The sequence below is a fragment of the Nocardioides sp. Root122 genome (assembly GCF_001425025.1).
In the GTDB taxonomy this organism is placed as follows: Bacteria; Actinomycetota; Actinomycetes; order Propionibacteriales; family Nocardioidaceae; genus Nocardioides.
Genome location: NZ_LMDE01000001.1, coordinates 502,774 through 526,925, shown reverse-complemented (window position 1 = coordinate 526,925; position 24,152 = coordinate 502,774). Strand labels below are relative to the sequence as shown.

Annotated in this window: 25 protein-coding genes; 8 read left to right on the top strand and 17 right to left on the bottom strand. The window is 70.2% G+C overall.

Features of this window, described 5'->3' with window-relative positions; translation table 11 throughout:
• Nucleotides 1–294: 294 nt before the first annotated feature.
• A complete protein-coding gene (locus ASC64_RS02470; protein WP_056905911.1) occupies nt 295–1,776 on the bottom strand; it encodes a sensor histidine kinase in 1,482 nt (493 codons plus the stop codon).
• Nucleotides 1,777–1,960: 184 nt separating this feature from the next.
• Here ASC64_RS02470 and ASC64_RS21890 point away from each other — a divergent pair, with 184 nt between their 5' ends.
• Nucleotides 1,961–3,196, top strand: coding sequence for a hypothetical protein (locus ASC64_RS21890; protein ID WP_156384968.1), 1,236 nt, complete (start codon nt 1,961–1,963; stop codon nt 3,194–3,196).
• Nucleotides 3,197–3,263: 67 nt separating this feature from the next.
• Here the strand turns inward: ASC64_RS21890 and ASC64_RS02460 are convergent, their stop codons facing one another.
• The 5 genes from ASC64_RS02460 to ASC64_RS02440 all read right to left on the bottom strand — a co-directional run bounded on the left by ASC64_RS02460 (nt 3,264) and on the right by ASC64_RS02440 (nt 6,171).
• Nucleotides 3,264–3,578 carry a DUF1416 domain-containing protein gene (locus tag ASC64_RS02460; RefSeq protein ID WP_056905909.1) on the bottom strand — a complete coding sequence of 105 codons (315 nt, stop codon included), beginning with the start codon at nt 3,576–3,578 and terminating at the stop codon, nt 3,264–3,266.
• On the bottom strand, nt 3,578–4,426 hold the full coding sequence (locus ASC64_RS02455) for a sulfurtransferase (RefSeq protein ID WP_056905908.1): 849 nt from the start codon (nt 4,424–4,426) through the stop codon (nt 3,578–3,580). The genes ASC64_RS02460 and ASC64_RS02455 overlap by 1 nt, the downstream gene beginning before the upstream one ends.
• A gap of 92 nt (nt 4,427–4,518) precedes the next feature.
• Complete coding sequence (locus ASC64_RS02450) at nt 4,519–5,013, bottom strand: DUF4395 domain-containing protein (RefSeq protein ID WP_082550121.1); 495 nt, start codon at nt 5,011–5,013, stop codon at nt 4,519–4,521.
• A 281-nt stretch (nt 5,014–5,294) separates the two neighbouring features.
• Nucleotides 5,295–5,849: a TlpA family protein disulfide reductase gene (locus ASC64_RS02445; protein WP_056905907.1), complete on the bottom strand. Its 555-nt coding sequence runs from the start codon at nt 5,847–5,849 to the stop codon at nt 5,295–5,297.
• A gap of 40 nt (nt 5,850–5,889) precedes the next feature.
• Nucleotides 5,890–6,171 carry a MerR family transcriptional regulator gene (locus tag ASC64_RS02440; protein ID WP_056905906.1) on the bottom strand — a complete coding sequence of 94 codons (282 nt, stop codon included), beginning with the start codon at nt 6,169–6,171 and terminating at the stop codon, nt 5,890–5,892.
• A gap of 159 nt (nt 6,172–6,330) precedes the next feature.
• Here ASC64_RS02440 and ASC64_RS02435 point away from each other — a divergent pair, with 159 nt between their 5' ends.
• Nucleotides 6,331–6,756, top strand: a complete 426-nt coding sequence (locus ASC64_RS02435; protein ID WP_056905905.1) for an Hsp20/alpha crystallin family protein — start codon at nt 6,331–6,333, stop codon at nt 6,754–6,756.
• A gap of 83 nt (nt 6,757–6,839) precedes the next feature.
• Here ASC64_RS02435 and ASC64_RS02430 read toward each other — a convergent pair whose 3' ends face one another.
• The gene (locus ASC64_RS02430; RefSeq protein WP_156384967.1) at nt 6,840–8,951 is read right to left on the bottom strand and encodes a hypothetical protein; all 2,112 of its coding nucleotides are present in this window, start codon (nt 8,949–8,951) and stop codon (nt 6,840–6,842) included.
• A 215-nt stretch (nt 8,952–9,166) separates the two neighbouring features.
• Nucleotides 9,167–9,535: a MoaD/ThiS family protein gene (locus ASC64_RS02425; protein WP_156384966.1), complete on the bottom strand. Its 369-nt coding sequence runs from the start codon at nt 9,533–9,535 to the stop codon at nt 9,167–9,169.
• A 43-nt stretch (nt 9,536–9,578) separates the two neighbouring features.
• On the opposite strand from ASC64_RS02425, the gene ASC64_RS02420 reads away from it, so the two are divergent.
• Together ASC64_RS02420 and mshD are read left to right on the top strand one after the other, a co-directional pair.
• Nucleotides 9,579–10,358 (top strand): winged helix-turn-helix transcriptional regulator, encoded by a 780-nt coding sequence (locus ASC64_RS02420; RefSeq protein WP_056905903.1) that lies wholly within the window; start codon nt 9,579–9,581, stop codon nt 10,356–10,358.
• Between the two features lie 10 nt (nt 10,359–10,368).
• Nucleotides 10,369–11,184 (top strand): mycothiol synthase, encoded by an 816-nt coding sequence (mshD, locus tag ASC64_RS02415; RefSeq protein WP_056905902.1) that lies wholly within the window; start codon nt 10,369–10,371, stop codon nt 11,182–11,184.
• Nucleotides 11,185–11,262: 78 nt separating this feature from the next.
• On the opposite strand, the gene ygfZ is transcribed toward mshD, so the two are convergent.
• The 3 genes from ygfZ to ASC64_RS02400 form a co-directional block, all read right to left on the bottom strand.
• Entirely contained in the window at nt 11,263–12,198 is a 936-nt protein-coding gene (ygfZ, locus tag ASC64_RS02410; protein WP_056905901.1) for a CAF17-like 4Fe-4S cluster assembly/insertion protein YgfZ, read from the bottom strand.
• Nucleotides 12,199–12,301: 103 nt separating this feature from the next.
• Nucleotides 12,302–12,715, bottom strand: coding sequence for a Fur family transcriptional regulator (locus tag ASC64_RS02405; RefSeq protein ID WP_056905900.1), 414 nt, complete (start codon nt 12,713–12,715; stop codon nt 12,302–12,304).
• Nucleotides 12,716–12,723: 8 nt separating this feature from the next.
• On the bottom strand, nt 12,724–13,218 hold the full coding sequence (locus tag ASC64_RS02400; RefSeq protein ID WP_056905899.1) for an FABP family protein: 495 nt from the start codon (nt 13,216–13,218) through the stop codon (nt 12,724–12,726).
• A 23-nt stretch (nt 13,219–13,241) separates the two neighbouring features.
• On the opposite strand from ASC64_RS02400, the gene ASC64_RS02395 reads away from it, so the two are divergent.
• The 4 genes from ASC64_RS02395 (at nt 13,242) to ASC64_RS02380 (ending at nt 17,566) form a co-directional block, all read left to right on the top strand.
• The gene (locus tag ASC64_RS02395; RefSeq protein WP_056905898.1) at nt 13,242–13,604 is read left to right on the top strand and encodes a DsrE family protein; all 363 of its coding nucleotides are present in this window, start codon (nt 13,242–13,244) and stop codon (nt 13,602–13,604) included.
• A 46-nt stretch (nt 13,605–13,650) separates the two neighbouring features.
• On the top strand, nt 13,651–15,828 hold the full coding sequence (locus ASC64_RS02390) for an RNA degradosome polyphosphate kinase (RefSeq protein ID WP_082550120.1): 2,178 nt from the start codon (nt 13,651–13,653) through the stop codon (nt 15,826–15,828).
• Between the two features lie 120 nt (nt 15,829–15,948).
• Entirely contained in the window at nt 15,949–16,566 is a 618-nt protein-coding gene (locus ASC64_RS02385) for a DUF47 domain-containing protein (RefSeq protein WP_056905897.1), read from the top strand.
• A gap of 4 nt (nt 16,567–16,570) precedes the next feature.
• Entirely contained in the window at nt 16,571–17,566 is a 996-nt protein-coding gene (locus ASC64_RS02380; protein WP_056905896.1) for an inorganic phosphate transporter, read from the top strand.
• Nucleotides 17,567–17,704: 138 nt separating this feature from the next.
• Here the strand turns inward: ASC64_RS02380 and ASC64_RS02375 are convergent, their stop codons facing one another.
• The 6 genes from ASC64_RS02375 to ASC64_RS02350 all read right to left on the bottom strand — a co-directional run bounded on the left by ASC64_RS02375 (nt 17,705) and on the right by ASC64_RS02350 (nt 24,129).
• Nucleotides 17,705–18,775, bottom strand: coding sequence for a hypothetical protein (locus ASC64_RS02375; RefSeq protein ID WP_056905895.1), 1,071 nt, complete (start codon nt 18,773–18,775; stop codon nt 17,705–17,707).
• 224 nt (nt 18,776–18,999) lie between these two features.
• Complete coding sequence (gene pstB / locus ASC64_RS02370; RefSeq protein WP_056905894.1) at nt 19,000–19,779, bottom strand: phosphate ABC transporter ATP-binding protein PstB; 780 nt, start codon at nt 19,777–19,779, stop codon at nt 19,000–19,002.
• A gap of 42 nt (nt 19,780–19,821) precedes the next feature.
• A complete protein-coding gene (gene pstA, locus ASC64_RS02365) occupies nt 19,822–20,913 on the bottom strand; it encodes a phosphate ABC transporter permease PstA (RefSeq protein ID WP_056905893.1) in 1,092 nt (363 codons plus the stop codon).
• Nucleotides 20,910–21,851: a phosphate ABC transporter permease subunit PstC gene (gene pstC / locus ASC64_RS02360; protein ID WP_056905892.1), complete on the bottom strand. Its 942-nt coding sequence runs from the start codon at nt 21,849–21,851 to the stop codon at nt 20,910–20,912. The genes pstA and pstC overlap by 4 nt, the downstream gene beginning before the upstream one ends.
• A 103-nt stretch (nt 21,852–21,954) precedes the next feature.
• Nucleotides 21,955–23,076, bottom strand: coding sequence for a phosphate ABC transporter substrate-binding protein PstS (gene pstS, locus ASC64_RS02355; RefSeq protein WP_056905891.1), 1,122 nt, complete (start codon nt 23,074–23,076; stop codon nt 21,955–21,957).
• Between the two features lie 195 nt (nt 23,077–23,271).
• On the bottom strand, nt 23,272–24,129 hold the full coding sequence (locus ASC64_RS02350) for an NUDIX hydrolase (protein WP_056905890.1): 858 nt from the start codon (nt 24,127–24,129) through the stop codon (nt 23,272–23,274).
• Nucleotides 24,130–24,152 lie beyond the last annotated feature (23 nt).

The window sequence follows — 24,152 nt, the reverse complement described above, 5'->3', positions numbered from 1 at the left end:
ATAAGCAGGGTCACTGGGCCTGCTCCTCGAGCCGATGGAGCAGTGCTGCTCCGCTGCTGTCGAGCTGCGGCATGAAGAATCCCCTTGTAGAGCGGCGCCGAATCCCCACGACTCGGCGAGTCCTGGCTGTCCAACGAGACGAGCCAGTCAAGGCTATGTTGACACTGGCCGGATGGCTGACGAAATCGACGTCATGCGACTTTCAACATGTGGACGTCATGTCACCTTTTCTACATCACACCAACGGCGCGCCACACGTCCACCACCCGAAAGGGTGGAGGCGCACTTGGCGGTTCAGCGCGGCAACAGCACGCGCACCGTCGTGCCCACGCCGAGTGCACTATCCACGGACACCTTGCCGCCGTGGGCCTCGACGATGGTCCGCACGATGGTGAGGCCGAGGCCGGTGCCGGGCACCTGGCGTCGGCGGGCGTTCTCGCCGCGGTGGAAGCGCACGAAGACGTCGCGCAGGTCTTCCTCGTCCATGCCCTCGCCGGTGTCGGCGACCGTGATCTCGAGGTGGCGCTCGCTCGCGCCGAGCGTGACCGTGACGCGGCCGTCCCGCGCGGTGTATGCAATCGCGTTGGCCAGGAGGTTGTCCACGACCTGCCGCAGGCGCATCCCGTCCGCGACGGCCACGAGGGAGTCGGGAAGGTCAGCCTCTAGCGCCACGCCCGCGCCCGCAGCATCGACAGCCGCCGACTCGAGCGCCTCCGACACGAGGGTGACCACGTCGACGCGGTAGGGGTCGATGATCGTCGATCCGGAGGTGGCCCGCGTCGAGAAGAGCAGGTCGGCCACCAGGTGCGATAGCCGGAGGATGTTGCGACGGGCCGCAGCGACCTGCTGCCGCACGTCAGGACCGATGTTGGTGGAGTCCTCGATGAGCTCGAGGTAGGCCATGGCCGACGTCAGCGGGGTGCGCAGCTCGTGGGAGACCGAGGCGACGAAGTCGTCCTTGACCTTGATCGCCCGCATCAGCTCGGTGACGTCCTGGTAGGCGAGCGCGGCACCGGTCAGGGTGCCGAACCGGTCCCGGACCGAGCGGGCCGACACCGACAGGGCCCGCCGACGCTCCGAGTCGGCGCCGACCCAGAGCCGGAAGTCGTCGAACTCCTCCCCCGCGACCGCCCGGGTCGTCGGCATCTCCTCGGCCGTGAGAGGGCGTCCGTGCTCGGCGTCGAAGAGGTGGCCGGTCTGCCCCACGCGGCCGAGGTGACCGTCGGGGAAGGCGAGGTCCATGAAGTCCTGGTGCCGCGAGTTGTAGCCCTGATAGGCACCGTCGGCATCGAGGAGGAGCAGCCCGACCGCCACCGTGTCGAAGACCGCCTCGGCCTTGCGCTGCTCGGACTCCACGGCGGCCTCGGCCGCGTCGAGGCGCTCCACGAAGGCGTGCCGCTCCGTCAGGTCGGCGATCTGCGAGATGAAGTGGATCGGTGCGCCGTCCGGCGCCCGGAGCAGCGCCACGGACAGGTCGCCAATGAGGACGGACCCGTCGGCGCGCAGGTAACGCTTGGTGATGCGGTAGGAGGTGATCTCACCGGCCAGCGCCTGGTCGACCAGACGCAGGTCGCTGGCGAGGTCGTCGGGATGGGTGATGTCCTGGAAGGTCAACGTCGCCATGGTGTCGGCGTCGTAGCCCAGCATGTCGCACAACGCGACGTTGGCCGTGAGGAAGTCGCCCTCCGGTGACACGAGGGCCATCCCGACCGGAGAGTGCTCGACGGTCAGGCGCCACAGGTCGTCGGTTTCGGGCAGACGCGTCTGCTGAGTCACGAGACCCCCCTTCGCACACCTGAGCCCGGACCCACCACGGTAGGGACTCGGAGCCGTTCGGTACGGGCCTTCGGCATAACTGAGACGAAAATGAGGAAACGACATCGCCGCCCGGCGTGGCGAGCTGTTCACGCTGGCGTCGCGAATCCAGCTGACGTGTCGTCCACTGTTACCTTCGTTCGCGATGAACACTCCTCGTTTCCGTACTGTCGTTCACGCCGCGGTCGGCGCCCTCGTTGCGGCTCTGGTTTCCTGGTCGCCACTCCCGTCGGCGCACGCCGAGAGGATCAAGCCGGAGTTCTTCGGCATGGACTCCGTCTACCCCTCTGCGACGGTGGTGCCGATGCCCACGGTGCGCCTCCTGCTGGACTGGTCAGACATCGAGACCAAACGAGGGCGCTACGACTGGTCATCCCTCGACGCCCGCGTCGACAAGGCGACGGAGAACCATTCACGCCCCTTGCTCACGATCTTCCACACGCCCGCCTTTCACGCTGTGGGGGAATACGTTTCGCCGCAGTGGAGCTACCTTCGCCCGCCCCGGCTCAGCGCCTATCGCGCATTCATGCGTGCCTTGGCGAAGCGGTACGGCACCCGCGTTGACTACCAGCTCTGGGCAGAGATGAACGCGCCTGGCAACTATCTGGGCACCGAGCGTCACATGGCGATGATGGCGTGGGTAGCCTCACAGGAAGTTCGCGCGCACGCATCCGGCGCACTGGTCGTCGCGCCTCATGGGCCGCTCCGCTATCGCGCGAACCGCAAGTGGTTCCGCAAGTTCTGGAGCCAGCGGGTCCACGGCCAGCCCGTCGGAAACTGGCTGGATGTTGCCACCCTCAGCGGGTATCCCCTTCCCCGTCATGGCCCTGAAAAGGGAATCGCACTCGTGAAGAAGCTCCGTCGCATGACGGCAAAGCAAGGCTTCTCAGGGCCGATCTGGATCGTAGAGATCAACTACGACGTGCTTGGTCCGAACCCCACAATCCCGATCAGCGTCGATGAGCAAGTCGCCAACGTGGTGAAGACCTACGTCCTCAACGCATCCATCGGTACCCAGCGGGTGTACTGGTATCGATGGTCGAAGCCTCTGCCGATCCTGAACACGAACATGCTCACCGACGACAGCCAGGTCGCGCCGCCGGGCAAGGCGTTCGGCGAGATCCAGCCCTGGCTGATCGGCACCCGCGCCAAGGGCTGCACGGTCAAGCGCGACGACCTCTACACCTGCCTCTTCACCACCAAGCGCGTCGAGCGCCGGGTCGTCTGGACCGTGTCGGGGAAGAACCGGCGCGTCCTCGCTCCGGCCGGAACGACGACGGTGTCCTCCCCCGACGGCACGGTGCGACCGATCGGATCGGCGAAGCGGGTGAAGGTCGGCCTCGTCCCGGTCATGATCGAGTCGCCCCGCACGGCCGACTGACGTACAGCCGAAAGGGGGCTCCGACCAGCGTGTGGTCGGAGCCCCTTCGGCATCTGGTGCGTGGCGCTCAGGCGGTGACGAGCACCTGGACCTCGGCGACGGAGCCGGTCGCGGCCACGACGCGAGTGTCAACCGGCTCGGCCTTCGGCGCGAGCGTGCGCAGGGTCCACTCACCGTCGCCGGCGAAGAAGCGGAAGTGCCCGGTCGCGGAGGTCGGGACCTCCGCGGTGAACTCGCCGCTGCGGTCGAGGAGACGGACATAGGCGTTGGGGACCGGCTCTCCCCCCGACGCGCCACCGCGCAGGACCTGGCCCTGGATCACGGCCTCCTTGGCGACGTTGACGCCGTCGAGCGACAGGCCGCCCTCGGTCGCGCCGCACATCAGGCGTCACCCGGCTCGTCGCCGAGGGCGACGGGAACGCCGACGAGGGAGCCGTACTCGGTCCACGAGCCGTCGTAGTTCTTCACGTTCTTGCGACCGAGCAGCTCGGTCAGCACGAACCAGGTGAGCGACGACCGCTCGCCGATGCGGCACAGGGCGATGGTGTCCTTGTCGGCGTCGAAGCCGACCTCGTCGTAGAGGGCGTTGAGCTCGTCGTCGGACTTGAAGGTGCCGTCGTCGTTGGCGTTCTTGCTCCACGGGACGTTGACCGAGGTCGGGATGTGGCCCGCGCGCTGGGCCTGCTCCTGCGGCAGGTGGGCCGGCGCGAGCAGCCGGCCGGCGTACTCGTCGGGGCTGCGCACGTCGACGAGGTTCTGCGTGCCGATCGCGGCGACGACCTCGTCGCGGAAGGCGCGGATGGAGGTGTCCTGCTCGCTGGCGGTGTACGACGTCTTCTCGCGGGTCGGCAGCTCGTCGGTCAGCTCACGGGAGTCGAGCTCCCACTTCTTGCGGCCGCCGTCGAGGAGCTTGACGTCCTGGTGGCCGTAGAGCTTGAAGTACCAGTAGGCGTAGGCGGCGAACCAGTTGTTGTTGCCGCCGTAGAGCACCACGGTGTCGTCGTTGGAGACGCCGCGCTCGGAGAGCAGCGCCTCGAACTGCGCCTTGTTGACGAAGTCGCGGCGGACCTGGTCCTGGAGGTCGGTGGTCCAGTCGAGCTTGATGGCTCCCCGGATGTGGCCCTTGTCGTAGGCGGTGGTGTCCTCGTCGACCTCGATGAGGACGACTCCGTCGGTGTCGAGGTTGTCCTCGACCCACTGGGCGGTGACGAGCGAGTTCTCGCGGCTCATGGTGGTTGTGCTCCTTGGTGGTGGTGGATCTGCGGTGTCAGGGACTGGTTTCGAGGCTCGCTGCGCTCGCACCTCAACCAGCGAGATGTGTGTCAGGCGGTCAGGCGGCGGGCGAGCAGGTAGACCTCGCAGCCGAGGCAGAAGGCGAAGAGTGCGTTGAGCAGCGCGGCCACCAGGGCGAACCCGACCGCGACCTGCCCCAGCAACGTCGCTCCGGCGAGGAGGGCCAGCAGGCCGACGACCGCGAAGGCCAGGCCGACGGCCTGGGCGAACCGCGGCGGCTCGGGCGCCTCCCAGTCGGTCGGCGGCGCCAGCCGCGGACGGACGAGCGTGCGGAAGAGCCAGGCGTGCGGAGTGGCCTGGACGCCGTGCACGGCACCGACAGCGAAGAGCGCCGCCTGCACTGCGAGCAGCGCGATGCTCCACGGCTCGGGCAGCAGCAGCACCGCCACGAGCACGACGGCGGTCAGGCCTGCGGCGAGCTGGGGCCCTCGCGGGTCGATCGCGCCGTCCGGCGGGCGCACGCCCGTCGACGTACGACGTGCGGCGGTGTCGTTGCCGGGCAGGCCGGTGTGGGTGGTGGACATGTCACTCCTGGGTGGGGTCGTGGCCCGGCTCGGTCCGGGCGCGCCGAAGACGTGCGCAGCGCACGGGTCCCACCAAGGTCGGTCCGACAACGTCGCGGACTCAGACGTGCAGGCCTGGTGGACCCGTCAGGACATTCGACACAGCGCCGAGCGCACGCGGCAGTGATCCACTGCGCGGCGCCGGGTGAGCATGGTCGAGGACATGGGGACGACAGTAGGCCGTGCCGGCAGCACAGACACTCCGCGTCTCACGATGCGGTCCGTGCATCCATATCGTGAGATCACACGGTGCCGAGCGCGCTCAGGACCTGGGCCCGGGTCGGCGCCCCCGTGGCGCGGGTGACCTCGCGGCCGGCGGCGTCGAGGACCACCGTGGTGGGCGTGCGCAGGATGCCAAAGGCGCGCGTGGCGTCGAGGTGGTGCTCGGCGTCGACCTCGACGTGGGCCACGCCGTCGACCAGGTCGACGACCTCGCCGAGCACGCGACGGGTGGCGCGGCACGGTGCGCAGAAGGCGCTGGAGAACTGCAGCAGCGTGGCCCGCTCCCCCAGCGACCCGCCGACGGCGGCGACGAGGTCGGCGCCGGGGGGTCTCGTGACGGGCGCCGGGGCGCCGTCCTCGACCAGCGGGGGCTTCGACGCCGGGGCGCCGTCCTCGACCAGCAACCGGTCCTGCGCCGGGGCGCCATCATCGACGGGTGGCAGCGCCGCACCGTCCGGAGCGGGCTGGCGTACGGCGTGGGTGCCGCGGAAGCGGCCGTCGGTGCCGAGGCGCCACAGCCCGACGCCGAGGGCGAGCGCGACGGCGGCGACGGCGATCCAGGCTCCGGGGGTCACGCAGCGCTCAACGCGCGGGCGGCGCGAAGATGTTCCCGGGTCAGCGTGCCTCGAGCTTGGCGAGCCGCTCGCGAAGGCGACCGACCTCGACCTCGAGCTCGAGCACGGCGGCGATGCCGGCGAGGTTCAGCCCGGCCGCGAGGAGGTCACGGATCCGGTGGAGACGGTCGATGTCGTCCTCGCTGTAGAGCCGCGTGCCGCCCGCCGTCCGGTCGGGATCGACCAGGCCGCGGCGCTCGTAGACGCGGATGTTCTGGATCTGGAGCGAGGTCATCTCAGCCGCCACGGAGATCGCGAAGACCCCGACCTCGCGTCGCGCCATGTCACCGCCTCCTCGACCTCGCGCCGGCCCGGAGATCGGGCCGGATGTCGACTTGATTCTGCCTGGCATCTGGAATATAAGAAACCTATAACCACGGTTACAGATCAGAGGCACTCACGCAGGGCCTCGCCCCGAACCCAGAACCAGGAGGAAGACACCATGCTGATCCGCAGCGCAGACCCGTTCCGCGAGTTCGACCGGCTGACCCAGCAGCTCATGGGCACCACGAACCGCCCCGTCGCCATGCCGATGGACGCGTGGCGCGAGGGTGACCGCTTCGTCCTCGAGTTCGACCTGCCTGGCGTGAGCCCGGAATCGGTCGACCTCGACGTCGAGCGCAACGTGCTGACCATCCGTGCCGAGCGGGTGGCCAACAACGGCGACTGGCAGATGCTGGCGTCGGAGCGTCCGCGGGGCGCCTTCAGCCGCCAGCTCGTGCTGGGCGACAACCTCGACCTCGAGCACATCGAGGCGGCCTACCGCGACGGCGTCCTCCGCCTGCACGTCCCCGTGGCGGAGAAGGCGAAGCCGCGCAAGATCGAGGTGCGCACCGACGCCGGCGACCGCACCGCGATCGAGGCCTGACCGCGACGGAGGGGTGGCCAGGCCTCTCACGACCGGGCCCCGCGGAGCAGTGCTCCGCGGGGCCCGTCGCTGTTGTGCCGGGGTCAGCGCTTGATCTTGACCCTCGTCCGGATGTCTCCCGAACCGACCTTGCCCTTGCCCTTCACGGTGAGGACGAGCTTGTGCTTGCCCTTGCCCAGCGTCTTCTTGAACCTGACGACGCCGGCGCCGTTCTTGATCTTGGCCTTGCCGAGCTTCTTGGTCTTCTCCTCGCCGTTCTTCTTGACACCGACGATCTCGAAGACGGCGATGGTGGCCTTGACCTTCTTGGCCTTGAGGGGCTTGACCTTCAGCGTGATGGCCGCCGACTTCTTGGAGACCTTGGCCTTCACCTTCGGCTTGTAGCCGATCTTCGGCGTCGTGGCGGTCACGGCCTGCCCCTGGGCGAAGCCGGCGTCGTTGGTGACGCGGCCGGTGACCTTCTTGCCGAGCATCGACTTGGTGATCTTCAGCGAGGGGCCGGTGCCGACGACGGTGGTGCCGGCGAGCCACTCGTAGGTGAAGACCGACCGCGCCTCGGTGTTCCAGCGGCCCTTGTCGAGCCGGATGGTCTTGCCGACCCAGGCGTTACCCGCGACCTCCGGGCGCTCGACGGCCTTCACGTCCTTGGTGAGGGCGGCGGAGATGCCGGTGGTGAGCTGACCGGGCGTCACGGTGATCATGGTGGCGTCCTCGGGGAGGGCGTCCTTCCACCACTCGGCGACGTGGTGGTCCCCGCCGAACTGGACGGTGTAGGTGCCCGCCCACAGGGTGCGGACGTCGTACGAGCCGTCGGGCTTGAACTCGTAGGCCTGACCGGCGGTGTTGTTCTCGGCGTCACGGAAGGAGACCCAGGCGTCCTCGGGGACGCCGCCGGCCTCGCTGGTGACCGCACCGCTCACGCCACCGGAGACCGGCAGGGTGAAGTCGAGGGTGCGCGGGGCCGCGGTGATGACGGCGGCGGTGTCGTAGCCGAGCTTGTCGCCCGACCACGTCGTACGACGGAGGAAGTCGCCCTCCTCGCGCGGCGCCTGGTCGGTGCGGACGACGAGCTTGAACTCGGTCTCGCCGGCGATCCGGTCGAGCTGCGCGAAGTGGTACTGGCCGGCGCGGTTGCTGTAGGTGGAGGCGACCACCTTGGCGTCCCGCGGGTCGGCCGGGGTGTCCATGACGTCGATCTGGTAGCCGATGCCGAGGCTGCCGAGCTGGTCGCGGACCGTGCCGCTGACGTCGACGCCGTTGGGCGTCGCGGCGGGCTTGAGCGTCAGCACGGGGTCGATGCCGGTGACGGCCTGGCCGGGAGCGACGGTGACCGGGGTGGGGTCGGCCGGGGAGTCGAAGGCGACGTTGTTCCAGTACTCGCCGTAGTACTCGCCGATCTCGTCGTAGAACGCGACCTGGTGCGTGCCGGTGGAGACGCCCTCGATCGTGTAGACGCCGTTGGCGTCGGTGTAGTCGCACCCGTCGTTGCTGCACGCCTGGACGCGGGCGATCGGCTGGGCGTAGTCGTTGGTGACGCGCCCGGAGATCGAGCCGCCCGGCGCGAGGGTGACGACGCCGACGTCGGTGCCGGCGGCGGTGGGACCGACGGGGTCGGCGGCAGCCTCGGAGGCCTTGTCGTTGTACCACTCGGTCGCGAGCTCGTCGCCGCTGTCGGGGTCGTTGCCGCTGAAGACCAGCTTCACCGACGGCGCGGTCGTGCCGACACGGAAGGAGCCGTCACGGTTGGCCGAGTCGCTGCCGACCGGGTCGCCGGTGGTGGTGTCGTACGCCCGGATGGAGGCGTTCCGGACCGGGCGACCGTCGGCGGTCCGGACGAGGCCGGTCACGCTCGGCGCCCGCTCGATGGTCCACGGCGACAGGGTCTGCGCGGCACCGGCGACGGTGACGACGTCGGCCGTCGCCTCGTCCGCCTTGTCGCGGTACCACTCCGGCGAGTACTCCGGCGTCGGGTAGAACCGCAGCTTGTAGCTGCCGTTCTCGAGCGGGATGTCGAAGGTGCCGCTGTCGACGACGTAGTTGCCGACATAGTCACCGGCGGTGCTGTAGACCGACATCGAGCCCTCGACGTAGTTGCCGGCGGCGTCGATCGTGCTGCCGCTGACCATCACGGCGGCGTTGGCCGGAGCGGCGGACACCGCACCCAGCGCTGCCGCGGCGAGCGCACCCGCTGCCACGACCGAAGTGAGGCGCGAGCGCGCCCCCACAGACCCAGCGTGCATCCTGGTTCCCCCTAGTTGTTCGTCATCACTGCATGGGGGCGCGCGAACCAGCCGGCGACCCTGCGTCGCCGAGACCGGCACGTCCCCCGTTGCGGAGCCATGGGACTCCGAACACGTGCATCCTGACCCGTTCGGACCCCTCTCAAACCCCGGGTCCGGGACCCGTTGCGTCAGCCGCCGGCGAAGGGGGGCAGCAGCTCGACCACGGTCCCCGGCGCGACGACCACCGAGGCGGGGTCCTGGGAGCGCACCGGCTGGTCGCCGAGGAGCACGGAGCACACGGCGACGGTGCGTGCCATCCGGTCGTCGGGGTGACGCACGAGGACGAGGCCGACCACCTCCGAGAGCGGCAGGTCGCCGGGCACCTCGAAGGTGTCCTCGGCGACGCCGGCGGCCGCGCGGGCACCCGCCCAGTAGCGGACCGTGACGGTCCCCGCCGGCGTGCCGTCGGGCGCGCCCGAGGTCGTCCCTGAGGTCGTCCCCGTGCTCGCCCCCTCGCTCGTCTCATGGAGGCGATCAGGCCCGGATGCCGTGCTCATGCGGGATATCCTTCCTCATCCCCGGCTGAGAGGAGGGCCCGCCATGAGCGCCCTGCTGCTGCTCACGGGTGCGCTGCAGCCCTCGGCCGAGGTGCTCCCCGGGCTCGCGCTCCTCTCGCACACGGTGAAGATCCTGCCCGCGCAGGGCAGTGCGCTGCTCGACGCCCCCGACAGCGACCTGGTGCTGGTCGACGGTCGCCAGGACCTCGCGGCCGCCCGCGACCTGTGCCGCCTGATCCGTACGACGGGCGCCGACGCGCCGGTGCTGCTCGTGGTGACCGAGGGTGGCCTCGCCGTGGTCGCCCACGACTGGGGCATGGACGACGTGGTGCTCCACACCTGCGGTCCCGCCGAGCTCGACGCGCGGATCCGGCTGGCGATCGGCCGCAGCAGCGCCGCCTCGCCCGACGACCCCGCGGCCCACGTGATCCACCGCGGTGAGGTCGTCGTGGACGACGCCACCTACACCGCGCGCATCGGCGGCCGCCCGCTCGACCTCACCTACAAGGAGTTCGAGCTCCTGAAGTACCTCGCCCAGCACCCCGGCCGCGTCTTCAGCCGCGAGCAGCTGCTGCAGGAGGTCTGGGGCTACGACTACTTCGGCGGCACCCGCACCGTCGACGTGCACGTACGCCGGCTGCGCGCCAAGCTCGGCACCGAGCACGAGCACCACATCGGCACGGTCCGCAACGTCGGCTACCGCTTCGTCGTCCCGACCCGCGACAAGGACTCCGAGGGCGGCCCCGGGACCGGCACGGTCCAGGGCTCTGCTGCGGGCTCCAGCTCCCGTGACGGGGCGGGCCGCGGCAGCGTCACTGGCTAGTCTCACCGGCATGGAGACCGGTGACCGCGTCGAGGAGATCGCCCGTGCCGCCGAGGCCGTCGACGGGGCCGCGCCGCTCGACGAGGCCGCCCGCATGGCGCTGGCGGACGGCACCGCCACCGTGCTCACCGAGTCCGGCGGCTTCGCCCTCGTGCACGACGGCGACCTCTCGCTCGCCGTCGACCCGGCCTCGCGCGGGCGTGGGACCGGCTCGGCGCTGCTGACCCGCACCGAGGCGTCGTACGACGGTCCGCTCACGGCGTGGTCCCACGGCAACCACCCGGCCGCGGCGCGCCTGGCCGCGAGCCACGGATGGGACCGGGTGCGCGACCTCTGGGTGATGCGGCGACCGACCTCGCTCCCCCTCCCCGCTCTCTCCGTGCCGTCCGGGGTGACGGTCCGCGGCTACCGCGACAGCGACGCCTCCTCGGTGGTCGCGGTGAACGCGGCCGCCTTCGCGCACCACCCCGAGCAGGGCGCGATGGACCTCGACAACCTCGCGCGACGGATGGCGGAGCCGTGGTTCGACCCTGCCGGGCTGCTCGTCGCCGAGGACGCGTCGGGGGTGCTCGGCTTCCACTGGACCAAGCAGCACGACGCCCGCCACGGCGAGGTCTACGTCGTCGGCATCGCCCCCGCCGCGCAGGGCCGCGGGCTGGGCAAGCTGCTCACCCTCGCCGGGCTGCACCACCTGGCCGGCCTCGGGGTGGACGAGGTGCTGCTCTACGTCGAGTCCGACAACGCCCCGGCGGTCGCGGTCTACTCGGGCCTCGGGTTCGCGCACGCCGATGCGGACACGCACGTGCAGTACCGCCGCCGGGGCTGAGGGCTCTCCGGCTGCCGCCGGGTCCGTCATACGTCTCCGACCGCGTCGGTTCGGCTTCGTATGACGGAACGGCGTGGCTCAGCGGAGGGGGCGGACGTGCAGGCCGACCTCGGGGTCGACGACGACCTCCTGGGTCGCCGGCATCTCGTCGACGGTCAGCGTGGCGTCGACCGGGACGTTGCGCTTGACCAGCGCCAGCGCGATGGGCCCGAGCTCGTGGTGGCGCGCGCTCGACCCGACGAAGCCGATGTCGCGGCCGTCGAGGGAGACCGGGGAGTGCGCGGGGGGCAGCCGGTTCTCCGAGCCGTCGAGGTGCAGCAGCACCAGCCGGCGCGGCGGCCGGCCGAGCGTGTGCACACGGGCGACGGTCTCCTGGCCGCGGTAGCAGCCCTTGTCGAGGTGGACGGCCGGGCCGATCCAGCCGACCTCGTTGGGGATGGTGCGGTGGTCGGTGTCGATCCCGAACCGGGGCTCGCCGCGCTCGATCCGCAGGGCCTCGAAGGCCCAGAGCCCGGCAGCCGGGCCGGCAGCGTCGGCGTACGCCTCGATGCGGTCGCGCGGGACGAGGTCGTAGCGGCCCGCACCCTCACCCGGGCGCCACATCACGGCCAGGTCGTCGACGAGCGCGACCTCGACGCGGGTCATGAACTTCATCCGCTCGAGCCACTCCACCAGGGCCGCCCCCGCGCCGGGCTCGGTGTGCGCGGTGAACGCCTCGCCGTCGTCGACGCCGGCGAAGGCGTGCTCGACGTGGCCCTGCGGGCTGAGGACCAGCGCCTGCGTCCAGGTGCCGGGGGCGAGACCGTCGAAGTACTGCGTCGTGAGGTTGTGCAGCCAGCTCAGCCGCTCGGGGCCGGAGATGCGCAGCACGTCACGGTGCGAGAGGTCGACGAAGCCGTCCCCGCGCGCGAGGCCGCGCTGCTCGGTGTTGAACGAGCCGTAGTGCGCGGCCACCGGGGCGTCGATGCCGTCGACGGCGACGGCTCCGGGCAGGGCGAGGAGGGGGCTGGCCATGCCGTCGAGTCTAGGCGGCGTGGGCTGGCTGCCCCAGCGGTGGGATGACAGCCTCCGGCGGGTGCTGAGTCGCTCGTGGGTCGCCCCTGAGTCGCTGGGCGACTCAGCTGCCAGCGCAGTCCGCGCAGGTGCCGAAGATGGCCAGGTGACCGACGTCCATGGTGAACCCGTCCTCGGCCAGCGCGGCGACGACCGGGGCGACGAGGTCGGGGTCGTACGACAGCACCGTGTGGCAGGTGCGGCACACGACGTGGACGTGCTCGTGCTCGTGCACGGAGTGGTACGTCGGCGCGCGGTCGCTGAGGTGCGTGTGGCGCACGAGCCCGAGCTCCTCGAGCACCTCGAGCGTGCGGTAGACGGTGGAGGCGTTGACCGAGCTGACCTGGCCGCGGACGTGGACCAGCACCTCGTCGGGAGTGGCGTGGCGCAGCTCGTCGACGGCCCGCAGGATCAGCTCGCGCTGGGGGGTGAGTCGCAACCCCTGCTCGCGCAGCCGGGCGGCGAGGTCGTCACTCATCGTCCCGCTCAGGCCCGCTGGAGGCGCGCCCAGATGTGCGGCTGGAGCTTCTGGCCCACGGCGGCCATGTCGTAGGCGTAGAGGAGGTCGCCGTCGACGTTGCCGTACATCCGGGAGCCCGCGTCGACGTGCTTGGCGGTCTCGGTGTAGGCGACGCCGGCGGTGTGCATCTCGACCTTGCCGCCCTCCGCAGCGCCGTACCAGATCTCGGAGAAGCCGATGTTGTGCGAGAGGAGGAACTCGACCTTGCCCGGCTCGGGGCAGCGCAGGAAGCCGGTCTCCATCGCGGCGTCGCGGACGAACTCGCCCTGCTCGTCGACGATCCACGCGCGCGACATGTAGTGGAAGAACGGCCGGCCGTCGTGGGTGAAGATCAGCTCCTGGCCGAACTGGAACGACTCGATGGTCGGGTACGCGCCGTGGCCGTTGCCCCGCCACGTGCCGAGCAGCCAGGCGACGGGGCCGCAGTTGGGGTGCAGGTTGTCCGGCAGCTCGAAAGGCATGGCGCTCACTCTAATGTGGCCCCATGCCTCGCTCACTGGTCGTCAAGGTCACCTGCGGAGCCGAGGACGCCGAGCGCTGCAACCAGGCGTTCACCGTGGCAGCGGCCGCCGCCGCGTCGGGGGCCGAGGTCTCGCTCTGGCTGACCGGCGAGGCCGCGTGGTTCGGCGTACCGGGCCGGGCGGAGGCGTTCGAGCTCGACCTGGCCACTCCCCTGGACCGGCTGATGGACGCCGTGCTGTCGAGCGGCACGATCACGGTCTGCTCGCAGTGCGCGGCCCGGCGCGGGCTCTCGGCGGGCGACCTGCGCGAGGGCATCACGATCGCCGGCGCCGCGGTGTTCGCCGAGCAGGTCCTCGGTGACGGCGTGCAGGCGCTCGTCTACTGACACGAGCGTCATCTCGCGTTCACCTTTCGGTGCCACACTGGTCGACATGTCCGACCCGGCCACCCTCACCAGCGCTGTCTCCCCGTCGGTGGAGGAGGGGCCGGTCGACCAGCCGTTCGGCCACCCGACCGAGGTGTTCGACGTCGAGCCCCCCTACCAGCCCGACGAGGCCGCGATCGAGGCCGTGGAGAAGTTCGACGACCGGTTCATCGACCGGGAGATCTCGTGGGTGCGGTTCAACCAGCGGGTCCTCGAGCTCGCGGAGGACCCGACCCTTCCGCTGCTGGAGCGCGTGCGGTTCCTGGCCATCTTCGCCAGCAACCTCGACGAGTTCTTCATGGTGCGCGTCGCCGGTCTCAAGCGGCGCATCGACGCCGGAGTGGCCGTCCGGGCCGCGAGCGGGCTGATGCCGCGCGAGCAGATCGACCAGCTGTGGTCGACGTGTCGTGAGCTGATGGAGCGGCACGCACAGGCCCTCGTCGACCTGCTCCCCGAGCTCGGCCACCAGGGCATCGAGATCGTCCGCTGGGCCGAGCTCGACCGCGAGGAGCAGAAGGTCTGCAAGAAGCTCTTCAAGGATCGGATCTTCCCGGTCCTGACGCCGCTGGCCGTCGACCCGGCGCACCCGTTCCCGTACATCTCGGGGCTCTCGCTCAACCTCGCCGTGGTGGTGCGGCACCCGAAGACCGGCACCGAGCACTTCGCCCGTGTGAAGGTGCCGCCGACGTTCGGCCGCTTCGTCGGTCTCGGCAACCAGCGCTTCGTGCCCATCGAGGACGTCATCGGCGAGCACCTCAAGAAGCTGTTCTCCGGCATGGAGGTGCTCGGCGCGCACACCTTCCGCGTCACCCGCAACGAGGACCTCGAGGTCGAGGAGGACGACGCGGAGAACCTCCTCAAGGCCCTCGAGAAGGAGCTGCTGCGGCGCCGCTTCGGCGCTCCCGTCCGGCTCGAGGTCGAGCAGTCGATCGACCCGAAGGTGCTCGAGCTCCTGGTCTCCGAGCTCGGCGTACGCCGCGACGAGGTGGTCTCGCTGCCCGGCCCGCTCGACCTCACCGGCCTGAACTCGATCGCCGACCTGCCCCGCGACGACCTCAAGTACGCCGGCTTCCTCCCCTCGACGCACCCGAGCCTGGCCGAGGTCGAGTCCGCCTCCCCCGTCGACGTCTTCGACTCGGTGTCGCGCCACGACGTGCTGCTGCACCACCCCTACGACTCCTTCGCCACCTCCGTGCAGCGGTTCCTGGAGCAGGCCGCCGCCGACCCGCACGTGCTGGCGATCAAGCAGACGCTCTACCGCACCTCCGGCGACAGCCCGATCATCGAGGCGCTCATCGACGCGGCCCAGGCGGGCAAGCAGGTGCTGGTGATCGTGGAGATCAAGGCGCGCTTCGACGAGCAGGCCAACATCCGCTGGGCGCGCAAGCTCGAGCACGCCGGCTGCCACGTGGTCTACGGTCTGGTCGGCCTCAAGACCCACTGCAAGCTGTCCATGGTCGTGCGCGACGAGCCCGACGGGATCAAGCGCTACGTCCACCTCGGCACCGGCAACTACAACCCGAAGACCGCCCGGCTCTACGAGGACCTCGGCCTGCTGACCTCCGACCCGGAGATCGGCGAGGACGTCGCGCTGCTGTTCAACAACCTCTCCGGGATCAGCCGCAACACCACCTACGAGCACCTGCTGGTGGCGCCCGACAGCGTCCGCGACGGGCTGATCGCGCAGATCCACCAGGAGGTCGCCCACCAGCAGGCCGGCCGCCGGGCAGGCATCCGGATCAAGGCGAACTCGGTGGTCGACGAGGCGGTGATCGACGCGCTCTACCTCGCCTCGCAGGCCGGCGTGCCCGTCGAGCTGGTGATCCGCGGCATCTGCGCCCTCCGCCCCGGCGTGCCCGGGCTGTCGGAGACGGTGCGGGTCCGGTCGATCCTGGGCCGCTTCCTCGAGCACAGCCGCGTGTTCTGGTTCGAGAACGACGGAGACCCCGCCGCCTGGATCGGCTCGGCCGACATGATGCACCGCAACCTCGACCGTCGCGTCGAGGTGCTGGTCCGGCTGCGCGACGAGCACGTCGTCGAAGAGATCCGCGCGCTCCTCGACCTGGCGCTGGACGAGGAGACCTCCGCCTGGGAGCTGGGGGCCGACGGCGAGTGGCGGCACCACAGCGGCGTACGACACCTGCAGGACGCGCTCATCGCGCGCCAGCGCACCCGCCGCCGCTGAGGGCGTCCTCAGGCCTCGCCGGGCGGAGCGGCGCCGGTCACACGGCTCGCGGTTGCGTTCTCGAGCGGATCACCCCCTAGCATGTTTCCCGGTTCATCCGCCCCCCGTTCGGAGTTCACCGTGCGTTTGAAGTTCCGCCCTGTCGACAGCTCGTTCTACGACCTGTTCAGCGAAGCCGCAGGCCACCTCGTCGTCGGAGCGCAGCTCCTCAGCGAGATGCTTGCCGAAGGGGCCTCCCGTCCCGAGATCGCCCAGCGCATGCGCGAGGCCGAGCACGCTGCCGACGAGACCACCCACTCGATCGTGCGTCGCGTCAACAGCACCTTCGTCACCCCGTTCGACCGCGAGGACATCTACTCGCTGGCCTCGGCCCTGGACGACGTGATGGACATGATGGACGAGGCCGTCGACCTCGTCCTCCTCTACGAGGTCACCTCGCTCCCGCCGGAGACCACCCAGCAGGTCGAGGTGCTGCAGCGCTGCGCCGAGCTCACCGCGGCCGCGATGCCGAAGCTGGAGTCGATGGGCTCGCTCGACGAGTACTGGATCGAGATCAACCGCCTCGAGAACACCGGCGACAAGTCCTACCGCCGCATCCTCGCCAACCTGTTCAGCGGCGAGTACGAGGCGCTCGAGGTCCTGAAGCTGAAGGACGTCGTGGAGTCCCTCGAGGGGGCGATCGACGCGTTCGAGAAGGTCGCGAACATCGTGGAGCAGATCGCCGTCAAGGAGTCCTGACTCGATGGAAATCGCGATCATCATCGCGGTCGTCGCCGTCGCCCTGGTGTTCGACTACACCAACGGCTTCCACGACGCTGCCAACGCGATCGCCACGTCCGTGTCCACGGGGGCCCTGAAGCCCCGCGTGGCGCTGGCCATGGCGGCCGTCATGAACTTCGTCGGTGCGTTCCTGGGCCAAAAGGTGGCCCACACCGTCTCCGACACCATCGACCCAGGCCCCGGTTCCCACGGACTGGTCATCGTGATGTGCGGCCTCCTCGGCGCCATCACGTGGAACCTCATCACGTGGTACTTCGGCCTGCCGTCGTCGTCCTCGCACGCCCTCATCGGCGGCCTCTGCGGCGCGGCGGTGGTCGCGGGCGCGACGACCAACTGGGCGGTCGTGCTCGACAAGGTCGTCATCCCGATGTTCCTGTCGCCGGTCGTCGCCTTCTCGCTCGCCTTCCTGCTGATGCTGGCGATCATGTGGCTCTTCCGCAACGCCAACCCGGGACGCACCAACCGCGGCTTCAAGGTCGCCCAGACCGTCTCCGCCGCGGCGATGGCGCTCGGCCACGGCCTGCAGGACGCCCAGAAGACGATGGGCGTGATCTTCCTGGCGCTGCTCACCGGTGGCTACGTCTCCGAGTCCGACGGCCTCCCGCTCTGGGTCATCCTGGCTGCCGCGACGGCGATCTCCCTCGGCACGTGGTCCGGCGGCTGGCGCATCATGCGCACGCTCGGGCGCCGCATCATCCACCTCGACCCGCCCCGCGGCTTCGCGGCGGAGTCGGTGGCCGCCGGCGTGCTCTACACGACGTCGTACGTCTTCGAGGCGCCGATCTCGACCACCCACACCATCACCTCCGCGGTCATGGGCGTCGGTGCCACCAAGCGCCTCTCCGCCGTCCGCTGGGGCGTGGCGAAGTCGATCCTCACGGCCTGGGTGCTGACCTTCCCGGCCGCCGCCCTCGCCGCCGCCATCTGCTACGGGATCGCGCACCTCTTCCTCCCCTGACGTTGGTCGCCGGCTCCGCCCGGCGCTCGGCTCTCTGGGGGGGTAGTTAGGGACGTTCTCGTAGGCGAAACGGGCGACTGACCTCCCAGAACGTCCCTAACTACCCCGAGACGGGCACGTGGCAGGCGTCGGCCGGCCTCAGGCCGCCGGCCGGTACCCGAGAAGGCGGACCCGCTGCTCCGGGGAGAGCCTGCGCCTTTGCTCCACGGTGAACGTGGGGATCCACCAGTGCGGCAGCTCGGTGCTCCAGCGGCGCCGCTCGGGGGGTCGGTGCGCGGCGCGCGTGTAGGCCTCGCGGAGCCTGGCGACGAAGGGTTCGCGGTCTGCAAGGTCGCCCGCCATCATGGTCACCCCCTCGAGGCCGAGCGCGCGGTACGCCGCCTCCTTGACGACGTCCTTCTGCCGCGCCTTCCCTGCCAGGTGCAGCGCGCCGTCGTACATGCCGTAGACGCCTGCGTCAGGGTCGAGGAGGTCGGGAGTGCCCACGAACCGCCCGTCACGCGTGAAGACAGGATGGTTGGTGAGCGGCCTGGGATGGTGGGACAGGCACCAGGTCCGGCGCATGATCGGCTCGGTGGGCGACCAGCTGTTCTCGTCGAGGTGGGGCAGCAGGGCGCGGATCCGTGGCACGCCTTGCCGCACCCACAGCGCGGTGTCGACGTACGCAGCCAGCTCGGCGATCGACACGAGGTCGTGCAGCGCCGCCAGCTCGAAGGCGACAACGGCCGCCTCCTCGCTCGGCGCCTTCCTCATCTCGTAGGCCACGCTCCAAAGTGCCGACGTGACCCTGAGACCCCGAACCCGGCGGATGGTGCCCGGCGGGAGGATCTCCTGACTGACCTGGAGTCCCAGCTGCGGTCGTAGGGCGTGCTGGTCGCCCACCGCCAGCGCCACCGGACGTGGTGTCTGGTCCGGCCACGAGCCCTGGAACCACATCGCTCGCTGCCAGCGCAGTGCGGCCCAGCCGGTCACCGCCCCGTAGGACGGAAGGCACGCTGCAGCCTCGACGATGCGCTGCTCGAGGGTGCGCTGCACCTCGGCGGCCACCCACAGCCCCCTGCTCGTACGCCGGAACGCACCCGAGCGCGTCTGCCACTCGGTCGGGCCGCCCTCGTCCTCGCGGCGCGACGGCCACACCGTCCCGGGCGGCAGGCCCTCGCGCGGACCGAACCCTTGGAGCGGCCACGCACCTACGCCGTACTCCTCCATCGGAGGCACGATGGCCGACGGTTTGGATGCGGCGCGGCAGCGATCCACAGCTGACCGGCCGGGGCGGCCTCAGGCCGTCCTGGGGACAGTTGCTGGCCCGCTACGGTGCCCCACCTCCCCGGGGGGTAGTTAGGGACGGTCTGGTGGGTCGAACCCCCGATCTCACCACCAGAACGTCCCTAACTACCCCCCCCAGGGCGCCCTGGGCCAACCCGGGCGAGCGCTCAGCCGAAGCGGCCGGAGATGTAGGCCTCGGTGGCCTCGTTGTCGGGGTTGGCGAACATCTTCTGGGTGGAGTTGAACTCCACGAGGTGGCCGGGCTCGCCGGCGGCCTTCAGGTTGAAGAAGCCGGTCTCGTCGGAGACGCGGGCGGCCTGCTGCATGTTGTGGGTGACGATGACGATCGTGTAGTCGGTCTTCAGCTCGTGGATCAGGTCCTCGATGGCCGAGGTGGAGATCGGGTCGAGCGCCGAGCACGGCTCGTCCATCAGCAGGACCTGCGGCTCGACGGCGATCGCGCGGGCGATGCACAGGCGCTGCTGCTGGCCGCCGGAGAGGCCCATGCCGGGCTTGCCGAGGCGGTCCTTGACCTCGTTCCAGAGGTTCGCGCCCTTGAGCGAGCGCTCGACGACGTCGTCGGCTTCGGACTTCTTCATCTTCTTGGAGTTGAGTCGGTTGCCGGCGAGCACGTTCTCGTAGATCGACATCGTCGGGAACGGGTTCGGCCGCTGGAAGACCATGCCGATCTGGCGGCGTACGGCGACCGGGTCGACGGCGCTGTCGTAGAGCGACTGGCCGTCCACCATCACCTTGCCCTCGACGCGGGCACCGGGGATCACCTCGTGCATGCGGTTGAGCGAGCGCAGGAAGGTGGACTTGCCGCAGCCGGAGGGGCCGATGAAGGCAGTGACGGAGCGCGCCTTGATGGTCATGCTGACGCCCTCGACGGCGAGGAAGTCGCCGTAGTAGATGTCGAGGGAGTCGACGGTGATGCTCTTGGCCATGGGGGTGGGTCTCTCTTGTCTTCCGGAAGATCTGGGTCTGGCTCAGTGGCCGGTCTTGGGGGCGAAGATCCTGCCGATGACGCGCGCCACGAGGTTCAGCAGCATCACGATCACGATCAGCACCAGCGCTGCACCCCAAGCGATCTCGACGCCCGGCGGCGTGCCGCCCGGGGTCTCGGCGATGCCGGGGTTGGCGTTCTGGGTGTAGATCAACACTGGCAGGGTCGTCATCCGCCCGTCGAACAGGTTGAAGTTGGTGCGCGTCGTCAGACCGGCGATGAGCAGCAACGGGGCGGTCTCACCGACCACGCGGGCGATGGCGAGGGTCACGCCGGTCACGATGCCGCCCAGCGCGGTCGGCAGCACGACCTTGACGATCGTGCGCCACTTCGGCACGCCCAGGGCGTACGACGCCTCGCGCAGGTCGGCCGGCACGAGGCGCAGCATCTCCTCGGTCGAGCGAACGACCACCGGGATCATCAGCAGCGACAGCGCCACCGAGCCGCCGATGCCAGACCGGTAGCTCGGTCCGAAGAGCAGGATGAAGACCGAGAACGCGAACAGTCCGGCGACGATCGACGGGATGCCGGTCATCACGTCGACGAGGAAGGTGATCCACCCGGCCAGCCGGCTGCCCTTGCCGTACTCGATGAGGTAGATCGCGGCCATGATGCCGATCGGCACGGAGATGACGGCCGCGCCGATCGTGATCAGCAGCGTGCCGATCAGCGCGTGGTAGATGCCGACCTCCTGGTCCAGGCTCGTGCGATACATCGAGAAGGTCAGGAAGGTGGAGCTGATCCGCGGCAGACCGCGGTCGACGACCGTCCACAGCAGCGAGGCCAGGGGCACGACCGCGATCGCGCAGGCGGTCCACACGAGGCCGGTCATCAGCCGATCGGTGGCGCCGCGACGTCCCTCGACCACACCGGCCCAGACGGGGAGCGCGACGAGGAAGACGAGAGCGGACAGGATCGCCCAGGCGACCGGGCCCCAGCCGAGGAGGAGCACCGGCAGCGCAGCAGCCGCGACGGCCACGACGGCCACGAGAGCCGGCGCGATGCGGGGCAGCCTGGCCGCGGTGAAGGAGACCGCCTCGGGGGCCGTGCGGACGGGAGCAGTCGTGACGCTCATCGGTGGAGCTTCCTCTCACTGCGGGTGACGATCCATCGCGCGGCGAAGTTCACCAGGAACGTCACCAGGAACAGCACCAGGCCGGTCGCGATCAGCACCTGGATCTTGCCCGGGGTGCCCTCCTTGTAGTTGGCGGCGATGTTGGACGCGATCGAGGCGGGGTTGCTGCTGGAGATCAGGTTGAGCGAGATGCCGCCGCCCGGCGAGAGGACCATCGCGACGGCCATCGTCTCGCCGAGGGCACGTCCGAGACCGAGCATCACCGCGGACACCATGCCGGAACGGGCGTAGGGGAAGACGGCCATCCGGATCATCTCCCAGCGCGTGGCGCCGAGGGCCAGCGCGGCCTCCTCGTGCAGGCGCGGGGTCTGCGCGAACACCTCGCGGGAGATCGCGGTGATGATCGGCAGGATCATGATCGCCAGCACCAGCCCGGCGGTCAGGATGGTGCGCCCGGTGCCCGACGCGGGGCCGGCGAAGAACGGCAGCCAGCCCATGTTCTCGTCGAGCCAGACGTACGCCGGCTGGAGCTCGCGTGCCAGCACGCTGATGCCCCAGAGGCCGAAGACGACCGACGGCACGGCGGCGAGCAGGTCGATGACGTACGCGATGGGGGTCGCGATGGACTTGGGGGCGTAGTGGCTCACCACCAGCGCGACGCCCCAGGCGAGCGGGACGGCGACGACGAGCGCGATGACCGCGGCCAGCACCGTGCCGAACAGCAGCGGCGCGACGTAGCCCCAGAAGCTGGTTGCGCTGCCGTAGAACTCGGCCGGCTTGGACAGGCCGGGGACGCCCTCGATCGCCAGGAAGATGAAGACGCCTGCCAGGGCGGCAAGGATCGCGATCCCCGCAGCCAGGGCGAGCCGGGAGAAGACCCGGTCGCCGAGCCGCGGCCTGGCCCGGCCGGTGTCCTCAGCAACAACGGTGGTTGCCACGTGCTACCTCACTCAGTCGTTTCATGCGCCTGTGCGGCGGGCCGGTTGCCCGGCCCGCCGCACCCGGCGTGGGTGGTCGGCGGAGTACCCGCCGACCGGTGGATCAGCCCGCGGTGATCGCGTCGACGATGCTCTGCGCCTTCTCGGCGACCGAGCTGGAGAGCGGCGCGGAGCCGGCCTCCTCCGACGCTGCCTGCTGGCCCTCGTCGGACACGATGTAGGACAGGTAGCCCTTGACCAGGTCGGCCTCGGCCTGGTCCTCGTAGGTCTGGCAGGCGATGACGTAGCTGAGCAGGACGACGGGGTAGGCACCCGGCTCGGTGGTCTCGCGGTCGATGTCGACGGCCATGTCGACGTCGGCACGGCCCTCGGCGGCCGGGGAGGCCTCGACGACCGTGGCGGCACCCTCGGCGGACGGGGCGACGTACTCCTCGCCGACCTTGACCGAGACGACGGACAGGTCGCCGACCTGGCTCTCGTCGGCGTAGCCGATGGTGCCCTTGCCGCCCGAGACGGCGGAGATGACGCCCGAGGTGCCCTCGGCGGCCTCGCCACCCTTGACCGGGAACGCGTCCTCGGCCTCGTAGGACCACGACGAGCTGGCCTTGCCGAGGTAGTCGGTGAAGTTCTTGGTGGTGCCCGAGTCGTCCGAGCGGTGGACCGGCGTGATGGCCAGGTCCGGCAGGGTGGCGTCGGGGTTCTGGTCGGCGATCGCCTGGTCGTCCCAGCTGGTGATCTTGCCGTCGAAGATCTGCGCGATCGTGTCGGCGTCGAGGTTGAGCGAGTCGACGCCCTCCACGTTGAACGCGACGGCGATCGGGGAGACGTAGGCGGGGACCTCGATCGGGTCCTCGCCGTTGCAGCGCTCCTTGGCAGCAGTGAGCTCGCCCTCGTCGTCGTTGAGGTAGGAGTCGGAGCCGGCGAAGCTGACGCCACCCTCGATGAAGTTCGTACGACCGTCGCCGGAGCCGACCGGGTCGTAGTTGACGGTGACGTTGCCGTCGTTCATGCCCTGGAAGCCGGTGGCCCAGGCGCCCTGGGCCTTCTCCTGGGCGGAGGAACCGGCGCCGCTGAGGTCGCCGGACAGGCCGCCCGTGGCCTCGCTCGAGCCGTCGGACGCCGCGGCGTCGCTCTCGTTCCCGGCACCACAGGCGGTGAGGGAGATCGAGAGGGCAAGCACTGCCACGCTCGGGGCAAGCAGCTTGCGGAAAGAAGTGCGGTTCACTTCAGTGCTCCTGAAAGTCTTGTGATTGCTGACGATCGGGACGCTAGGCACGGCAGGAGAACGACCACGGCGTCGTCGGTGAACGCAGCGTGAACTCGGCCGGGCCGGATGGCGTCGCACATTCGTGCGTGAGACGGCGATCACATGAACTCGCCCGGCTGCGCTTGACGAGCGACCCCGGGAGTCCTACAAGGCTCAGGGCTGCAGGACCTCGGTCGCGACCACGCGGCCCTTGCGGTGGTGCGCGACCAGCATCCCGCCCGGCTCGAGCCTGACCTCGGGCAGGCGCAGCGCGTCGAGCACCGCGGGCAGCACCGGGCGGTGGGTGCACAGCACGGTGCTCTCGCCGCTGTCGAGCAGCGCGTCGACGAGCTCGACGACGCCCTCCGGGGTGGCGTCCTCCTCGCTCAGCTCGTCGTACTTCTTGACCGGCCACCCGGTCGTGTCGACGTAGGGCGTCACGGTCTGCACGCACCGGGTGCTCGACGAGGTGTGCACCGAGGTGACGTCGAACGCCGCGAGCAACGGGACCAGGTGCTGCGCCTGGCCCTCCCCGAGCCTCAGGAGCGGGCGGAGCCGGTCGTCCTTGCGCCAGCTGTCGCGCGAGCGCGCCTTCCCGTGCCGCAGCACGACCAGGGCACGGGTCTTGCGCCGCAGTGGCTTCGCCTCCGCGAGGGTGTCGCGGTCGTAGGAGTAGGTGAGCCGGCGCATCGCGGCGTCCCACGGCACCCACTGGACGGAGTCGATCTCGTCGTTGGGCCGGTAGCGGCTGACGTCGTCGCTGCCGAGCACGCGGCCGGTCCAGTAGTCCACCGACTTGAACCGGCCGTTGGACATCCGGTAGCGCTGCGAGGACAGCGCCGGCCCGAGGCGTACGTCGAGGCCGGTCTCCTCGGCCACCTCGCGCACTGCCGCGGTGACCACGTGCTCGCCGGGATCGAGCTTGCCCTTGGGGAAGGACCAGTCGTCGTACTTGGGCCGGTGCACCAGCAGGACCTCGCCGCCCTTGCGGGTGACCACGGCGCCTGCAGCGCGCACGTCGCGGGGCTCCATGGAAGTAGTGTCACACCCATTCC

What these genes read in the sequence shown, in the direction of transcription:
- ASC64_RS02380 (WP_056905896.1), top strand. Translation starts at nt 16,571, where the DNA reads ATGGAAATCGCGATCATCATCGCGGTCGTCGCCGTCGCCCTGGTGTTC.
- ASC64_RS02460 (WP_056905909.1), bottom strand. Translation starts at nt 3,578, where the DNA reads ATGTGCGGCGCGACCGAGGGCGGCCTGTCGCTCGACGGCGTCAACGTC.
- ASC64_RS02440 (WP_056905906.1), bottom strand. Translation starts at nt 6,171, where the DNA reads ATGGCGCGACGCGAGGTCGGGGTCTTCGCGATCTCCGTGGCGGCTGAG.
- ASC64_RS02395 (WP_056905898.1), top strand. Translation starts at nt 13,242, where the DNA reads ATGCCTCGCTCACTGGTCGTCAAGGTCACCTGCGGAGCCGAGGACGCC.
- pstA (WP_056905893.1), bottom strand. Translation starts at nt 20,913, where the DNA reads ATGAGCGTCACGACTGCTCCCGTCCGCACGGCCCCCGAGGCGGTCTCC.
- ASC64_RS02350 (WP_056905890.1), bottom strand. Translation starts at nt 24,129, where the DNA reads ATGGAGCCCCGCGACGTGCGCGCTGCAGGCGCCGTGGTCACCCGCAAG.
- ASC64_RS02420 (WP_056905903.1), top strand. Translation starts at nt 9,579, where the DNA reads ATGAGCGCCCTGCTGCTGCTCACGGGTGCGCTGCAGCCCTCGGCCGAG.
- ASC64_RS02400 (WP_056905899.1), bottom strand. Translation starts at nt 13,218, where the DNA reads ATGCCTTTCGAGCTGCCGGACAACCTGCACCCCAACTGCGGCCCCGTC.
- ASC64_RS02455 (WP_056905908.1), bottom strand. Translation starts at nt 4,426, where the DNA reads ATGAGCCGCGAGAACTCGCTCGTCACCGCCCAGTGGGTCGAGGACAAC.
- mshD (WP_056905902.1), top strand. Translation starts at nt 10,369, where the DNA reads ATGGAGACCGGTGACCGCGTCGAGGAGATCGCCCGTGCCGCCGAGGCC.
- ASC64_RS02450 (WP_082550121.1), bottom strand. Translation starts at nt 5,013, where the DNA reads ATGTCCACCACCCACACCGGCCTGCCCGGCAACGACACCGCCGCACGT.
- ASC64_RS02425 (WP_156384966.1), bottom strand. Translation starts at nt 9,535, where the DNA reads ATGAGCACGGCATCCGGGCCTGATCGCCTCCATGAGACGAGCGAGGGG.
- ASC64_RS02405 (WP_056905900.1), bottom strand. Translation starts at nt 12,715, where the DNA reads ATGAGTGACGACCTCGCCGCCCGGCTGCGCGAGCAGGGGTTGCGACTC.
- pstB (WP_056905894.1), bottom strand. Translation starts at nt 19,779, where the DNA reads ATGGCCAAGAGCATCACCGTCGACTCCCTCGACATCTACTACGGCGAC.
- ASC64_RS02390 (WP_082550120.1), top strand. Translation starts at nt 13,651, where the DNA reads ATGTCCGACCCGGCCACCCTCACCAGCGCTGTCTCCCCGTCGGTGGAG.
- ASC64_RS02435 (WP_056905905.1), top strand. Translation starts at nt 6,331, where the DNA reads ATGCTGATCCGCAGCGCAGACCCGTTCCGCGAGTTCGACCGGCTGACC.
- ASC64_RS02375 (WP_056905895.1), bottom strand. Translation starts at nt 18,775, where the DNA reads ATGGAGGAGTACGGCGTAGGTGCGTGGCCGCTCCAAGGGTTCGGTCCG.
- ygfZ (WP_056905901.1), bottom strand. Translation starts at nt 12,198, where the DNA reads ATGGCCAGCCCCCTCCTCGCCCTGCCCGGAGCCGTCGCCGTCGACGGC.
- ASC64_RS21890 (WP_156384968.1), top strand. Translation starts at nt 1,961, where the DNA reads ATGAACACTCCTCGTTTCCGTACTGTCGTTCACGCCGCGGTCGGCGCC.